The following is an 18,477-nucleotide window of genomic DNA, read 5'->3' as shown; positions in this document are numbered from 1 at the left end:
AAACATATAAGTAGGGGATCATCTTATCATTTGGAGGTTTCTCATTTTGATTGAAGTATATATTGATGGTGCATCAAAAGGAAATCCTGGTCCTTCTGGTGCGGGAGTATTTATTAAAGGGGTTCAACCAGCTGTACAATTATCATTACCCCTCGGGACAATGTCCAATCATGAAGCAGAATACCACGCTTTACTTGCGGCATTAAAATATTGCACGGAGCATAATTATAACATTGTCTCTTTTCGTACAGATTCGCAACTTGTCGAGCGAGCTGTCGAAAAAGAATACGCAAAAAATAAAATGTTTGCACCTTTATTAGAAGAAGCACTGCAGTACATAAAAAATTTCGACCTCTTTTTTATTAAGTGGATTCCAAGTAGTCAAAATAAAGTTGCTGATGAGTTAGCTAGAAAGGCTATCTTACAAAATTAACGGAGGTATGAGTGTGAAAAAAGATTGGATTGCTCCTCTTGCTTTATTATTTGTCTCTTTTATTTGGGGAGCTACGTTTGTTGTCGTTCAAAATGCTATGTCTTTCGTTGGTCCATTTACTTTTAATGGTATTCGCTTTTTATTCGCCGGAATTATTTTATTATTCGTTCAAATGATTTTCGCAAAAAAAACTTCAAAACAAGATATAAAACAGAGTAGCCTTGCTGGATTAATCGTTGGATTCTTTTTATGTGTTGGCTATGTGTTACAAACATTCGGCTTACTTTATACAACTTCTTCAAAAGCAGGATTCTTAACAGGGCTTAGTATCGTTATGGTACCTATTTTGTCTTTTATCTTTTTAAAACAAAAAGCTACTATTTTTATCGTAATGGGCATTGCTGTAGCAACAGCAGGTTTATACTTATTAACAGCTGGTGATTCATTTCAATTAAACATTGGAGATATACTCGTTCTCGGTTGCGCGGTTGCTTTCGCTGCTCATATTCTTGTTAATGGCTTCTTCTCTAAGAAAATATCACCTTTATTGTTAAGTACGTCGCAAGTGTTAGCTGTCGGTATGTTTTCTTCTATTTGCGCCTTTTTGTTTGAAGATTGGGAAAAATTACTTTCAGCAGCACTATGGAAGAATTCTTCCTTTTTATTCGCCCTATTTCTAACTTCTCTATTCGCAACATCCATTGCTTTTTTCATTCAAACATCAGCGCAAAAACATACGTCTCCAACGAGAGTAGCCATTATTTTCGCAATGGAGCCCGTTTTCGCTGCCTTAACAGGCGTTCTCGTTGCAAACGAACAACTTTCTATTTCCGCTATTATCGGATGCCTCTGTATTTTCCTAGGCATGGTGTTTGTTGAATTACCTTCCAAAACAAAAAAAGAAGCGCAGGCTGCGTGAAGTTACGCTTGTAACTTCCGCATAAAAGCCTTAGCGCTTTTTTTATCTGTAATCTCTTCTTCTTTCAATCGTTCTAATAACGCAACAAAATAACTCCCATCAAACTGTAACTGATGTTTAATTGTCGCTTCTATTGCCGCGTTCACAATTCCATCAGATGCACCCGTATATCCTTGTCCGAACATAATAAACCCTTGTGCTTCCTCTGATAGTTTAAATCCTTTCGTATGTAAGAATGAAAGATAATCTTCTACTGTTTGCATGCTATTCCCACCTACTCAAAAATTCTCCATCTCCTATCATACATGTTTTTACAAGCTATGAGAATGAAATTTATATGACAACTTTGTAAATCTATCCGAAGTAGACGATAGAGGATTTCCTTACAATATAAAAGAATATGTAACTGGTAACTTATTTTATATTAAAGGGGATAGGGATATAAAATGAAACAAGCACTATTAATTATTGATGCGCAACAAGAGTTAATGGATGGAAATGAAAAAGAAAATGCAGTTTTTCGTAAAACCGAGTTACTATCCACACTAAATACAGCTGTGCAGAAAGCAATCGATGCAAATGCCCTTATTGTTTTCGTAAGAGATATCGATGTTGCTTCTGGTAGCGGTGAGGGATTTGAAGTACATAATGAAATTCAAGTACCTCAGTCTGCAATCCTTATTAATAAAGCAGCAACGAACGCATTCTATGGCACTTCTTTACTTGAACTTTTAAAAGAAGAGAAGATTGGCCATATCGTTATCGGTGGATGTAAAACAGAGCATTGTATCGACACCGCAGTTAGAACTGCGACTGTACAAGGATGTGACGTTACATTAATTAAAAATGGTCATTCCACAACTGATTCTAACGTATTATCTGCAGAGCAAATTATTGCTCATCATAATAAAATTCTACATGGACATTATAATGTGGATCATTTTTCAGTTGTTAGGGATGTCGAGGAAGACCTTTTTGTACCTATTCATGATCAATATCGTGATTAACGAAAAAGAATCCTTCATTCAGAAGGATTCTTTTTTATCCAAAAATTTGCGCTGCAATGCTATATAACTCATTATTCCTTTTTAATAATTGATCGCTATTTTTCATCATAATTGGTGGTGTATTAACCTTTTGAAAGCCAACAGCCTCTAATTCATTCATAAAATCGTTTTTCCCCTCTGGTACATCAATTCTTAATTTACCATGATGTTCACTTGCTAAATAATGTACAATTCGCATCGCCATTTCATCATTTTTAGCAACGACTGGTCCTATTATTTTATTTTCTGGTGTTTGTACGCTTAAACCATATGCTAGTACATGTTGTTCCTTATCCTTTACAACGATACACTGTTCACTTTGCATAATTCTTTTCGTTAAAAACTCTTTTCTATTTGTTCCAAACGCATATTCATCTAATTTTATTAGTTCTTCTAAATCACACTCTTGATAATTCATTATATAATCTTCATTTTCTATACAATAATCATTCACATTGTACGAGTTACATATGTATTTAGAAACATAGCTTACTGCTCTAAATCCTAATTTTTCATATAAAAATTCCCCCTCATCCGTAGCAATAAGCATAATGGCAGTTTGAGCCGATACGCTCTTCATGCATGCATTCGTTATCGTCTTTCCAATCCCGCGTCCCTTATAATTCGGATGTACAATGACCATTCCGATAGATGCTAATTTCTCTTCATATAATATTATTGCCGCACTAGCAATGAGTTCCTCCCTCTCATTCCACACACCGTATACAATACCTGAGCTAAAAATAGTCTCAATTTCTTCCCTGTTATAATCCCACCCAATATAAGAAGATAACGCTACAATGTCCTCTATTTTTTCTTTCCTAAGACGTTCTACCCTCATTTCTAATTCAATCATAATCCATCCCCTTATCTAGACATTTAAATCATTATTATCAAATCAACTTGTACATGTTTCCCTTTATTTGTCACACACATATCCTATTTTGACCAAGACTATATTGGGAATGAGGTGACAACATGCCCATTACGAATCGATTTTCTACCACCACTAACGGCGCACTCGCTATTACAGGAAATACTTTAGGATTAAGTAAAATTAGTAATCAAAACCGTGCTGGTACAATCGGAGCAATTGGTGCATTCGCAACTACAAATACTGCTTTACAAGTACCTACTTTTCCTGCTGGTACAACGTTAAACTATACACAAAATAGTTCTACCGCTCTTTTAAATATACCTGCTGGTAGTACGATTCTTTACGCAGAACTCGTTTGGGGTGGAAACTATTTATCTCGTGATCAAAACATTACGAGTGTATTAGGAAACCCGGTTTCTTTTACAACACCTGTTTCAACATACTTGATTACTCCTTCAGCTGTTACAGCTTCAAATCAAACTTTCGTTTCAAATTCTATTACATTTGGCTTTTACACTCGTTCAGCAGACGTAACAACCCTTATTCAAGCTGGAGGCTCTGGTTCTTATACTACGGGAGCTGTCCCTGGACTTGTAGATCCTATAGATGCTTCTAATGGAACAATTAATTCAGCTGGATGGACGCTTATCGTCGCTTATCAAAACGGGACATTACCAGCAAGAAACTTAACAATTTACGTAGCTGGAAACCGTGTTTCTGCTGATACTGGTAGTGCAGATGTAGCTGTTTCTGGATTCTTAACACCTTCAGGAGGACCTGTAAGCGGGAGATTATTTTTAAGTTCTATTGAAGGAGATGCAGATATAACAGGGGATCAAGCGCTATTTGGACCAAATTTCAGTTCATTAAATGCTTTATCTGGGCCAAATAATGCTGTAAATAACTTCTTCGGTTCTCAAGTGAATAATGCTGCAGGAAACTTAGATACAACTGGGACATTTGGAACGCGCAATCAAAGTGCCGCTACAAGCACAAATATCTCCGCAGGCCGGCAAGGTTGGGACATTACTTCTATTGATATTTCTCCTTATTTAACAAATTCTCAAGTGTCCGCCGCAATCCGTTTAACGACTAACGGAGACGCTTATATGTTGAATACAGTCGGTTTACAAATCAACATAAATTCACCTAATATTCAAGCAACGAAAAGCGTAAATAAAAGTGTTGCGGCAATTGGAGACGTTCTCACTTATACAGTTACTATCCCTAACACCGGACTTCTTCCTGCCAATAACGTTATTTTTACAGACATCCTCCCTAACGGTACTTCCTTTATACCTGGCACTGTAACAATAGATAATGTCCCACAAACGAACGCAAATCCGGCCGCTGGTATATCTCTCGGAACCATTAATAATGGTGCTTCTCGTACAGTAACTTTCCAAGCTACTGTCGTTTCTCTTCCAAGTCAAAATCCTATCTCTAACACTGCTAATATTACATTTCAATATACACCAATCGCCGGAGGAACAACCTTTAACGGTCTTGCAACAAGCAACTCTGCTGGAACACAAGTTAACCTCGCAGATATTAATGGCACAAAATCAGTCAACAAACTTTTTACAGATATTGGTGAAACGTTAACTTACAGTATTGCCTTAGCTAATATAGGAAATATCGCGGCAACGAACGTTATATATACGGATCCGATTCCTAGCGGGACTACTTTCATTCCAGGGAGTGTAACTGTTAACGGGGTTACTCAAGCTGGCGCAAATCCCGCTACTGGTATATCAATTGGATCTATTGCTGCTAATTCTACGACTACGGTTTCATTTCAAGTATTCGTTCCTTCTATCCCGCAAACAAATCCAATATTAAATAGTGGTACAACAACTTATCAATACATTCCTGTGCCAAATCAACCGGCAGTAAGCGGGACTGATACGACGAATATTGTCTCCACTCAAGTGAATAATGCTACTGTAACAATGACGAAAGCAGTAGACAAAAATTTTGCAGATATTGGTGATACACTAACGTACACTGTTTCCTTTACAGGTACAGGTAATACGAATGCGAATAACGTTATTTTTACAGATGTCATTCCTACTGGAACAACTTTTGTTCTCAACAGTTTAACAATAGATGGTACGACACAAGTTGGAGCAAATCCCGCTACTGGTGTGAATATAGGATCTATTCCAACTGGCACAACAAAAAATGTTTCATTTCAAGTAGTAGTAAATACAATTCCAGCGTCGAATGTCATATCTAATGGTTCAAGCGCTTCTTATCAATATACCGTCAATCCTAGCCAATCACCCGTTACAAAAAACATTTCTTCTAATCTTGTTTCTACTCAAATTAACAATGCGAATTTAACAGTAACAAAATCAACAAATAAACAATTTGCTACAATTGGCGAAACAATCAGTTATACAATTCTTATTACAAACAGTGGAAATACAGCTGCAACTAACAGATCCACTACCAAATGGAACGATATTAACTCCTGGTACTGTAACACTAAACGGTGTTTTACAAAATGTAGATTCTCTCATTGCTTTACCTATAGGAACAATTCCTGGCGGAGCTACTTTTACTCTTTCTTTTCAAGTAACAGTCATCAATATTACTGCCCAAAATCCTATCATTAATAATGCATTCGCTTCTTACCTATATACTGTAAATCCAAGTGTGCCACCAACTTCAAAAACAACAAATTCTAATTCTGTTACATCAACAATTAGAATAGCAAACCTTCAGGCTACTAAGTCTGTAGATAAAACATTTGCGGAAGTTGGAGATGTTTTAACTTATACCTTTTCTCTTACAAACGATGGAAATGTTGCGGCGAACAATGTAGTACTATCCGATTCAATCGCGAATGGTACTGTCTTTATACCAAACAGTGTTACGATTAACAATGTTACTCAACCAGGCGTTACACCAGCTAGCATCAATATCGATAGTATCAATGCTAATACTACAATTACAGCTTCATTCCAAGTATTAATAACTAGCATCCCAAATCCAAACCCTATTTCAAATAGCGCTTCTATTTCCTATAACTTTATCGTGGATCCTAATGCTTCCCCTGTAAGTAAGAACACAACTTCAAACACTACATTCACTCAAGTAAATGACGCAAATGTCGTTTCAACCAAAGCAGTGGATCGAGCGTTTGCTACTGTTGGGGATGTATTAACTTATACCGTTACTTTGGCAAATGCAGGAAGTGTTTCCGCTGATGGTCCTACTTTTGTTGATACGAATCCAGACGGTACTACCTTTATCCCAAATACTTTCCTTATTAATGGTGTACTCCAAAATAACGTCGATCCAAATGTCGGTGTTCCGTTACCTTCTATTCCTGCTAACGGCTCACTTACCGTCTCTTATCAAGTAACTGTCACCTCTTTACCAACACAAAATCCAACAATAAATTCATCTAGTACACAGTATAGCTTTATTTTGAACCCAGGAGATCCACCAACGATAGAAACATCTTTAAGTAATACTGTAAGTACACAAATTAATTTAGCAAATGTAATTATTTTCAAGGATGTAGATTTAACTATCGCTGATGTTGGGCAACCAATCACATATACAATTGCCTTAGCTAACCCAGGAAATACTCCAGCAGATAATGTAGTCGTTACCGATATACTTCCACCTGGTACGACTCTCGTACCAAATAGTATTTTTATAGGGGGTGCTTTACAGCTAGGTGCGGATCCAAGTGCCGGCCTTCAAGTTGGTACGATTCCAGCAGGCGGCATTACAACAATTGTTTTCCAAATTAGTGCAAATAGTTTACCTTCACCAAATCCAGTTCAAAACAGTGCTGCACTTCAATATAGCTTTATCGCAGATCCAAATTTACCTGCTGTTGTCAGGAACGCTATTAGCAATATCGTAGCTACACAAATTAATACTGCTAATATTGTCGCTACGAAACTAACAAGTACAAATTCCGCTGATGTTGGCGATGTCATAACTTATGCAACAATTTTAACGAATAGCGGCAATATCCCCGCCTCTAATGTAACGTTTACAGATATCATTCCAGCTGGTACCACCTTTCTTCCTAATACTGTAACGATTAACGGTGTCCCTATAGCTAATGCAAATCCTGCTAACGGCATTTTAATTGGTACAATTGGAGCAAATTCATCACGTACTGTTGCATTCCAGGTTTTTGTACCAACTATTCCTAGTCCCAATCCGCTTACGAATCAATCGAGCACTACATTCCAATACATGTACGATCCATCCAAACCAGTTGTAATGCAGATCGTGGCCTCTAACACTGTACAGACAATTATTAATAATGCAACGATTACCGCTGCAAAATCTGCAGATAAACAGTTTGCGAACGTAAATGATATTATTACGTACACGACTACTTTAACGAATAACGGGAACACACTTGCATCAAATATAGTCTTTACCGATGCAATTCCAAGCGGGACATCTTTTATTCCAAATAGTGTAACAGTAAACGGGAATATACTGCCTAATGTAAATCCAACGAATGGAATAGCAATTGATCCTATAAATCCGAATGCAAATACGATAATTTCGTTCCAGGTGCAAGTAAACTCCATCCCGAATCCGAATCCAATCCCGAACCAAAGTAACACAACGTACCAATATATCGTAGACCCGAACTTACCTCCAGCATCCGCCAATGCATCAAGTAATGTAATAACAACTCAAATTAACAACGCTACGATTATCGCTACGAAATCAGTAAACATACCGAATGCTGCAATTGGAGATATCGTTACTTATACGATTGCAGTTACGAACACAGGAAATATCCCTGCTAGTGCTACAGTTTTAACGGATGGACTTGGACCAGGTGCATCCTTCATCCCCAATTCCGTTACGATCAATAACATTTCCCAACCTGGATTAGACCCTTCATTAGGTATTCATTTAGACGATATTTCACCAGGAGGCACTACTTTCATTACATTCCAAGTGAAAATTCTCGCTATTCCACCTAGTGGAACTTTAACGAATAATGCTCTTGTAAACTACGAATATGCAGTGAATCCAACTGAAACACCAGCTGTTGGTAGTACCGTTACAAACACGACAGTTACACCGATTATTGACGCTACTTTAGTAATAAATAAAAATGCTAGTACAACTTTCGCAACAATTGGAGATACGATTACATTCACCTCAGTTGTTACAAATACAGGAAATACTACCGCTAATAACATTGTTTTTACAGATTCCATTCCAAATGGTACCGCCTTTGTCCCAAATAGCTTTAAGATAAATGGTGTAACAATCCCGAATGCAAATCCACAAAACGGTATTACTATTGGTAACTTGAATTCAAATGCATCGGTTACACTTAGTTTTCAAGTGAATATTACAACTCTTCCAAATCCTAATCCCATTCCGAATCAATCATCGCTTCAATATAGCTTTATTGTTGATATAAATGAGTCGCCTGTTTCACGAACAGTTCAATCCAATACAACTTTTACACAAGTAAATACTGCGTCCGTTATCGCAACAAAAACTGCAAGCAGTGCTTTTGCTGCTGTTGGAGATACAATTACGTATACAACTACGCTCATTAATAGCGGAAATACTACCGCAAACACACCTGTTTTTATCGATATATTACCACCTGAACTTTCATTCGTTCCTGATAGCGTACAAATTAACACTATCCCACAACTTGGATTTAGACCAGATAGCGGGATTTCTTTAGACGCAATTCCGGTTGGAGGAACGACAATAGTTAGTTTTCAAGCGATCGTCGGCTCAATACCAGCTACAAATCCAACTTTAAATCAATCTAGTACGACATACTCTATCATTGTTGATCCTAACCAGCCACCAGTGACAGAAACAGCTACTAGTAATCCAACTTTAGTGCAAATTAATGAAGCAATTATCCAAGCAACGAAAAGTGTGGATCGACTATTTTCTGACATCGCACCTGGAAATTCATTTTTAACGTATACAGTTTTATTAGAAAATATAGGAAACACGACTGCTACGAATATCATGTTTACAGATTCGATTCCAAATAATACAGTATTCATAGAAGATAGCGTTCGAGTAGGCGGGGTTTTATTACCTGGAGTAAATCCAGCAAACGGGATACCAATTGGGGATATTATTGCAGGAGATTTTATAAACGTTACCTTCCGCGTGCAAGTAGTTAGTATTCCAAATCCTATTTTTACAATCGGACCTGGAGGGCCAAATTCACCAGTTGTAAACGGTGCTTTCATTGATTATCAATTTATGACAGGACCTAATTTACCACTTGTTTCACGAAGTACGACATCTAATTCTGTTTCGACACAAATAAATTCTGGGGAAGTTGTGGCAATCAAATCTGTAGATAAAACTTTCGCTACGATTGGCGATACAATTTCTTATACAATTACATTAAGTAATCCTGGAAATGTCACTTCACAAAATATAATTTTTACGGATATTTTACCTGAAGGAACAACATTTATTTCCGGAACTTTAACAAATGATTCTGGTACACAGCAAATTGGAAATCCTGGGAACGGAATACAGATTGGAAATATAAATCCAAGTGGAACGACTGTTATTACTCTCAATGTTCTTGTTACAAATATTCCAAGTATAAATCCAATTTCTAATTTTAGTTCCGTACAATTTGAACATGTAGTTGATCCTAGCCAACCTTCTGTATTACAAACAACTATATCAAATACGGTTTCAACGACCATTAATAGCGCAATATTAACTACAACAAAAACTGTTGATAAATCGGTTATTTCCGTCGGGGATACACTTACGTATACAACGACTATTACGAATACAGGAAATACACCAGCTACAAATGTAACTTTTACAAGTACCATTCCAGCTAGTACTACATTTATACCAAATTCAGTTACAATAAATGGAATTCAGCAGTCTGGTGTGCAACCAGCACTTGGAGTAAACATACCAAATATTGCTCCTGGTGAAACAGTAACCATTACTTTCCAAGTAAATGTTCTTTCTGTTCCCCCTTCAAGTTCAATTATGGGGAATGATACCATTTTATATTCTTATACTGTCGATCCAAACGGAACTCCTGTTACAACTTCTACTTCAACGAATATCGTTACAAACCCTGTATTAGATGCTATCATAACGATGATTAAATCCGTCGATCAAACACTTGTAACACTAGGTGATACCATTACCTATACGACCATTTTAACGAATAGTGGTAATACAAACGCTACAGATATTGCTTTCATTGACCTTATACCAGATGGAACAACGTTTATTACTGATAGCGTTACAATAGATGATATCAAGCAAATTGGACTCAATCCTAATACCGGTATAACGATTGGATCAATTGCTCCTAACAGCTCAATATCTATAGCATTTCAAGTTACTGCTACTTCTACACCAGCCCAAAATCCTATTGCCAATTCCGCTACTGCTTCTTACACATTTATCGCTGATCCTAATGCCCCTATTGTTTCAAGGACGGTTACTTCAAACACAGTGTTCACTACGATTAATACAGCTACCATTCTTTCATTAAAACAAGTCGATAAATCCTTTAGTCGTATTGGAGACACACTCACTTATACTGTCGCTTTAACAAACAATGGAAACTCATCCGCACAAAATGTTATATTCACAGATACCGTACCGAACGGAACAGCATTTATTGCAGACACATTTTCTATTAATGGAATTCCTCAAAGTGGCGCAAATCCAATGAACGGTGTAAATATCGGAACTATAACAGCTGGGACTACAGTAACAATTTCGTTCCAAGTTACTGTAACGTCATTACCAACGGAAAACCCCATTGTAAATTTCTCATCAACATCGTACCAATTAGTCTCACCGCCTGATGCAGAAACTTCAATTAGCAATCCTGTTTCAACGCAAATTAAAGAAGCACTATTATCCATGACGAAAAATGAAAGTGTATCGTTTGCAGGTATCGGGCAAACTGCTTTTTACACTACTTCTATTTCAAATATAGGGAATACAGATGCAGCCAACATTGTATTCAAAGATGTATTACCAAGTGGAATCACATTTGTTCCTAACACATTAACTGTCGATGGTGTTTTGCAACCTGACGCGAATCCGAATAACGGTGTATTACTTGCAGCACTTCCACCAAATGAAATATATAGTATCACCTTTCAAGTTACAGTGAACAGCATTCCACCTATTAATCCAGCACCAAATACTGCATCAACGACATATGAGTTTACTGTTGATCCTGTTAATCCTCCAGTATTAAGTGCGGCTACTTCCAACACTACGCTTCTTCAAATAAACAACGCAAATATTATAAGTACAAAAACAACAGATCTTACTTTTGCGGATGTTGGTAATACAATAACATTTACACTTAACCTCCCGAATACAGGAAATGTGACTGCAACTGATGTTACCGTTATCGATATACTTGATAGCAATTTAACTTTTGTTCCAAACAGTTTCACGGTTAATGGGCAAACCATTCCAAATGCTGATTTATCTACTGGTGTAAATATCGGTTCAATTAACGGTGGTACTGCAGCCATTATCACATTCCAAGCTACCGTTACAACCCTACCAATCAACAACCCTATTTCTAATTCAGCTCTTACCACTTATCGTTATATTGTTGATCCCGACCAGCCGTTCATTTCAACTTCTAATCAATCTAATACAACGACAACACAAATTAATAGCGCTATCCTTACTGCACAAAAAAATTCAAATGTATCAACGGTAGATATTGGGCAAGATATTATCTACTCCGTTACGATTACAAATAGCGGAAATGTTAGTGCGACGAATGTTATTTTTACCGATATGATTCCAGACGGAACTTCCTTTGAACCGAATAGTTTTACACTCAATGGAACTACTATCCCAAATGCAGACCTAATTACAGGCGTTCCAATTGGTGATATCGCGCCAAACCAGTCTGTCATCGTATCTTTTCATATTAGTGCCGATGAAATTCCGCCTATAAATCCAATTACTAATCAAGCTAGCGTTAATTTCCAACATATCGTCAATCCAGCTAACCCTCCAGTTTCAAAAAACATTACTTCAAATAGTGTTACAACAACAATTGAAAGTGCTATTTTAACTACCACTAAAATTGGAGATAAAGCTTTTGCAACGATTGGTGATACGATTACGTATACAACTACGATCACGAATACTGGAAATATTCCTGCCAATAACGTTATTTTCTCAGACCCGATACCATTGTGGACACAATTTGTTGCAGGATCAGTTATTGTTGATGGCACTCCGTTACCATCCGCTTCTATCATTGACGGTATTGGCATAAATACGATCATTCCAAATCAAACTGTAACAATTGTATTCCAAGTTCAAATTGTAAGTAACCCAACAACATTCACACCAGAGCTCCAAAACTTAGGATTTGTAAACTTCCAATATAACGTAGGAAATGCATTACAGGCTCAACCTGGAAATGTGGAAACGAACGTCTTCGTTACTTCTATTAATTCAGCAATCCTTTCAGCTGTAAAAACTGCTAATACTGCCTTTGCGAATATTGGCGATACGATCACTTATACAGTTTTAATTCAAAATAGCGGTAATACAAACGCTACGAATGTAAATTTCTCAGATACGATTCCAGCAGGAACAACTTTTGTAGAAAATAGTTTTACTGTAAATGGAAGTACCATTCCAGGGGCAGATCCAAATAACGGAGTTAATATCGGAACAGTTAGCGTGAGTAGCTCCTTAACTGTTACTTTCCAAGTCATAGTTACATCAACCCCACCTTCAAATCCGATTACAAACGTAGCATCTATTCAATACGCTTTCATCGTTGATCCGGCCTCTCCTCCTGTTACAGGCACGATAAATTCTAATAGCGCTTCAACACAAATTAATAACGCAACTGTTACAACTGTCTTACAAGCAAATCGTTCAATTGTATCTATCGAGGAAGTAATTACGTATACAGCAACATTAACGAATACTGGAAACTTCCCTGCAAACCCTGTATTACTCATTAATGGCATTCCTGAGGGCGCATTATTTGTTCCAAATAGTGTTACGCTAAATGGAATTTCACTTCCTGATGCAAGTCCAACTCTCGGTATTCCAGTTGGTATTATCGCGCCAGGTGATTCTGCTACTATTACGTTCCAATTTGTCGCTAGTTCTATTCCACCGCAAGGAGCAATTATCAATCAAGCCATTACAAGTTACACGTATATCGTCGATCCAAATCAACCTCCAGTTACAGCAACATCCTCGTCTAATACAGTTAATACAGCTGTTGTTGATGCATCGTTATCCGTAATTAAAAGTACAGATTCTCTCGTACAATCTACTGACGGTACAATCACTTACACAGTAGTCGTTCAAAATAACGGAAATACTACTGCAAATACAGTTACTTTAATAGACTTGGTCCCAGAAGGAACCGCATTTATTCCGAATAGTGTTACCATTAATGGCGTTTCTGTTCCAGGTACCGATCCTAACATAGGAATACCATTAAACTCCGTTTCACCTTCAGAAATCGTCACCGTCACATTTCAAGTTATCGTTCAATTCATTCCAAACGTGAATCCTATTTCTAATACAGCCCGTATTGACTATACTTTTATCGCTGATCCAACTGCTCCTATCATCTCTCGAACAATTACGTCCAATCCAGTTTTCACACAAATTTCGGACGCGACTATTCTTTCTTTAAAAGCAGTCAATGCACAACAAGCAACAACAGGAGATATTTTGACTTATACGATAACACTAGAAAATACCGGAAATATTCCAGCTACAAATCTCATATTTTCAGATACTCTTCCGGAAGGTACTACATTCGTAGAAAATAGTTTTACACTTAATGGAACAGCTATGCTTGGTGCCAATCCAAATGCTGGTGTTACTTTACCTACCTTATCAGCAAACGCTACTCACCTTATTTCTTTCCAAATTCTTATTAACGATCCATTCTCGCAAGAATCAATTACAAATCAATCCAACACAACTTATACAATTCAGCCAGACCCAGGGCAACCGCCTATTACTGAAACATCTACTAGTAATATCGTCATTACAAATTTCGTGCAAGCACAATTGGTAATTACAAAAACATCCAATCCAACAACTGTAGATATTGGCGGAACTATACTTTATATTTCTGAAGTGAAAAATATCGGTAATGTTGACGCAATAAATATTATTTTCACAGACTCTATTCCAGCTGGGACTACATTTGTTCCCGATAGTGTCACAATTAACGGCGTCCTGCAGCCAGGTGTAAATCCTGAAAATGGAATACCGATTGGAACCATTCCTGCTAACAGTTCCAAAACGATACTATTTCAAGTGCAAACAAATAATCCACCTACTGAAACCGAAATTGCAAATCAATCTTCAGCAATTTACCAATATGTAAGCATTCCTACAGCCCCACCAGTAAATCGCTCTGCAAATTCTAACATTGTTACAACATCACTTCAAAATGCAAATATTATTTCTGTTAAAAGCGCGGATGTAACTTTCGTATCAATCGGGCAAATGATTACCTACACAAATACACTACAAAATATAGGAACCGTTCCAGCTAACAATACCGTGTTCGTTGATAATATTCCAGAAGGTACTATATTCATTGAAGATAGCTTAACAATAAATAATGTAATTCAGCCTGGCGTGAATCCTGAAAACGGAGTAACTCTCGGCACGATACAACCAAATGAAACAATCACTATTTCATTCCAAGTACAACTTACAAATATACCAGAGGGCAATGCAGTCATTAATATTTCAGACACTTCGTACGAATACCAAATTGATCCTAGTTCTCCTATTATTCAGCGCATATCGTTATCAAATGCAGTAAATACTGAAGTGCGGACGGCAAATGTTAGTGCAATTAAATCCGCTAACAGATCTATTACACGCATAGGTCAAATCATCACATATACAATCGCAGTTACAAACGCTGGTACAGTACCTATTACAAATACTCTCCTCATTGACGCAATTGCCGCTGGCACCACATTCGTTCCAAATAGCATACTTGTAGATGGCATACCAAGGCCTAATGAAAATCCAATTACCGGTATCAATCTTGATATAATTCTTCCAAATAACACGATTATTGTTACTTTTCAAGTAAGCGTAGTCTCTATACCGCCACAAAATAACATTAATAATATCGCTGTCATTCACTATGAGTATCGACCAGACCCAAGCGCCCCACCAATTTCAGAAACGACCTCTTCCAATAGTACAAATATACAATTTATTGATGCTATTCTTATTGCTACAAAATCTGCTAATACTGTATTAGCTAACATTGATGAAACCATTGAATATACAGTATCCATTCAAAATAACGGATCCACTACAACTAACTCCATCTTTTTTACTGATATTATAGAAGATGGAACGGTATTTATTCCGGGAAGTGTAACAGTTAACAACACTGTACTTCCTGCAGCAGATCCGAATATCGGCTTTTCCATTCCTAATATCGCATCAGGTCAAATAGCTACAATAACATTCCAAGTTTCAGTTACGAATTTACCTGCTGTAAATCCAACACCCAATACTGCAAACATCGTCTACGACTTTATTTTCAATCCTGACTTTGCACCAATTCAAAAATCGACTACTTCCAATACTACTTTCGTTCAAATTAATGATGCTGATATCGTTTCACTTAAAACTGTTGATTTGACCTCTGTAACGATTGGTGACATTTTAACTTATACAACAACTTTAACGAATACGGGGAATACGGATGCAACTGCTGTTGTATTTACAGACAATATACCTGATGGAACAACCTTTATTGACAGTAGCGTTTTAGTAAATAACATTCCTCAGCTTAATGCCAATCCAAGTGCTGGTATACTTGTAGGAACGATTGCTCCTAACACTTCTATCCCAGTCACATTTTCTGTTACTGTCGCAGCTCTTCCAGCCAGCGGCTATGTTCAAAATCAATCAACTTCTCGTTATACAATTACTGGCGAGGAACAACTATCGACTAGTAATATTACTTTCACTGAAGTTATTTCTGCTAATGTAATTGCGACAAAAACAACACCTATCCAATATGCTGACCTACAAACAATCATCCCTTATACAATTTCCATTATAAATAACGGAAATATACAAATAGAAAACATTATTGTTACAGATAGCATCCCAGGAAATACGAACTTTATAGAGAATAGTGTTATTGTGAACGGAAACGCTCGTCCAAATGACAATCCACTTAACGGTATACAAATTGATAACATTCCGCCTAATACGAGAGCAACTGTTCTATTCCAAGTACGGGTCACCTCGATTCCACAAACCAATCGTACAATTGAATATGAATACACGTTACCAGATCGACCACCTATTACGGAAACCATTATTTCATCAGCTGCAGCAACAGAAATTAATCATGCGAATTTGAATAGTAATAAAACTGTTGATCTTGCATTTGCAACGGTTGGTGATACGTTAACGTATACGATTACACTAAATCAAACCGGTAATGTTGCAGTAAATGATGTAATTATTCAAGATATTATTCCTCAAGGTACTACGTTTATAGAAAATAGCGTCATTGTAAACGGAGAAATCCTTCCAGGAGTGAATCCAGTAAGCGGCATACCAATTGGTACTATACCTATTGGTGGAGACGCAATAGTTTCATTCCAAGTAACTGTAACTTCTATCCCAACACCAAATGAACTCAACAACAATGCAATTACTACCTTTAACTATATAGTCAACCCAAATAACGCACCTGTTACGAATACAACTACAACAAATACTGTCACTACAACTGTCCAAAATGATAATGTCGTTGCGATAAAGGTTGTTGATTTCACGAGCGCCTTGCCTGGTCAAACTTTAACGTACACCATTACTATTACGAATAATGGTAATATCACTATTGAAGATCTTCTTCTAGTAGACACGGCACCAGTAGATACGACATTCGTTATTGGTAGTGTTACGATTAACGGAATCAATCAGCCTAATGAGAACCCTGAAAATGGTATTACGTTAGGAAATCTTGCTCCTAATGAATCTGTTATTATTACGTTCCAAGTGAAAATTTCTTCTTCTACTCTTCAATCTAGAATCAATAACGATGCGACTATTTCCTATACGTCTATTGTCGGTCCAACCGAACCACCTATTACGATTAGAAGGCAAATAAATACTGTTACAAAACAAACAAATATTGTTACAACGATAATCATTAATCCAATAGTTCGCATTGAGAAAACAGCAGACAAATCTATCGTCATTATAGGAGATGTTATTACATTCACATTAGAGGCATTTAATGATTCCCCAATTCCTACATTAAGTACTTCCGTTTTAGATATGATTCCAGCTGGTACAACATTAATAGAAAACAGTGTAACAATTAACGGTACTCCCGTTCCAAACATTCGACCAGATACTGGTATTAATATCGGCTCTTTACCCGCAGATTCAGTAGCAACTATAACATTTCAAGTTCTCGTAACTTCTATTCCTTCAAACAGTACAATTATAAATTCTGCAACAGTTACCGCTGCTTTTCAATTGACACCACAGGATCCAATTGTTACTTTCATTGTTAATTCAAATATCGTTCGTATACCAGTTCAATTTGTAACTGCAACAGTCACGAAAAACGCTTCCGTCAGCTCAGTTTATTTAAATCAATATTTTGATTATATGGTACGTGTTACAAATACTTCCGAAATTTCACTCTCAAATATTTCTTTACAAGATACCATTCCAGCAGGTTTACAATTTATAAACGGCACTGTCTTTATTAACGGTGAACGCTCTCCACTAGCGAATCCGAATATCGGTTTCCTAGTCGCTACTAATTTGGAACCAAACGAAACAATTATCGTGTCATTCACAGTACAAGTAATAAGCCCACCTGTTAATAAAGAATTTAAAAATACGGCCAATATTTCGTTACAACTTCAAGTATCGCCTACCGACCCACCAATTACAGTAACCGTTACAAGTAACGAAAACATCGTCACCTTTGTTCCAGAAAATCCAGATGAAACACTTCCAAATTTAAATTGCTTCTTTGACGGTGAACACTTCATTCGCATTACTCCTCGAAATGTACGAAATTACCTTTGGACTTGGATTTGGTGGAAGTAATTTAAACAAAAAAGAGATTGTAGTTTGGTTGAAACCAAATTACAATCTCTTTTTCATTACCTATATCCCACTA

At 36.9% G+C, this 18,477-nt stretch carries 5 protein-coding genes and 1 pseudogene; 4 read left to right on the top strand and 2 right to left on the bottom strand.

The annotated features are described in order from the left end of the window. Window positions 1-46 precede the first annotated feature (46 nt). Both MR143_RS01035 and MR143_RS01030 read left to right on the top strand, forming a co-directional pair. The gene (locus MR143_RS01035; RefSeq protein WP_000573872.1) at window positions 47-433 is read left to right on the top strand and encodes a reverse transcriptase-like protein; all 387 of its coding nucleotides are present in this window, start codon (window positions 47-49) and stop codon (window positions 431-433) included. Window positions 434-446: 13 nt separating this feature from the next. After that, window positions 447-1,352: a DMT family transporter gene (locus MR143_RS01030; protein ID WP_199717558.1), complete on the top strand. Its 906-nt coding sequence runs from the start codon at window positions 447-449 to the stop codon at window positions 1,350-1,352. 2 nt (window positions 1,353-1,354) lie between these two features. On the opposite strand, the gene MR143_RS01025 is transcribed toward MR143_RS01030, so the two are convergent. After that, a complete protein-coding gene (locus tag MR143_RS01025; RefSeq protein WP_001195212.1) occupies window positions 1,355-1,615 on the bottom strand; it encodes a DUF6123 family protein in 261 nt (86 codons plus the stop codon). A 183-nt stretch (window positions 1,616-1,798) separates the two neighbouring features. Between MR143_RS01025 and MR143_RS01020 the strand changes: the two genes are divergently transcribed. After that, on the top strand, window positions 1,799-2,359 hold the full coding sequence (locus MR143_RS01020) for a cysteine hydrolase family protein (protein ID WP_000806331.1): 561 nt from the start codon (window positions 1,799-1,801) through the stop codon (window positions 2,357-2,359). A gap of 34 nt (window positions 2,360-2,393) precedes the next feature. Here MR143_RS01020 and MR143_RS01015 read toward each other — a convergent pair whose 3' ends face one another. Continuing rightward, complete coding sequence (locus MR143_RS01015) at window positions 2,394-3,254, bottom strand: GNAT family N-acetyltransferase (protein WP_000571033.1); 861 nt, start codon at window positions 3,252-3,254, stop codon at window positions 2,394-2,396. A 122-nt stretch (window positions 3,255-3,376) separates the two neighbouring features. On the opposite strand from MR143_RS01015, the pseudogene MR143_RS01010 reads away from it, so the two are divergent. Then, window positions 3,377-18,404, top strand: a pseudogene (locus MR143_RS01010) (cell surface protein). The last annotated feature ends 73 nt before the right edge of the window (window positions 18,405-18,477 follow it).

This window comes from Bacillus cereus group sp. BfR-BA-01347, assembly GCF_022663835.1.
GTDB classification, from domain to species: Bacteria; Bacillota; Bacilli; order Bacillales; family Bacillaceae_G; genus Bacillus_A; species Bacillus_A thuringiensis_K.
The sequence above is the reverse complement of the archived record's forward strand: the minus strand, read 5'-3'. Positions and strand labels throughout refer to the sequence as shown.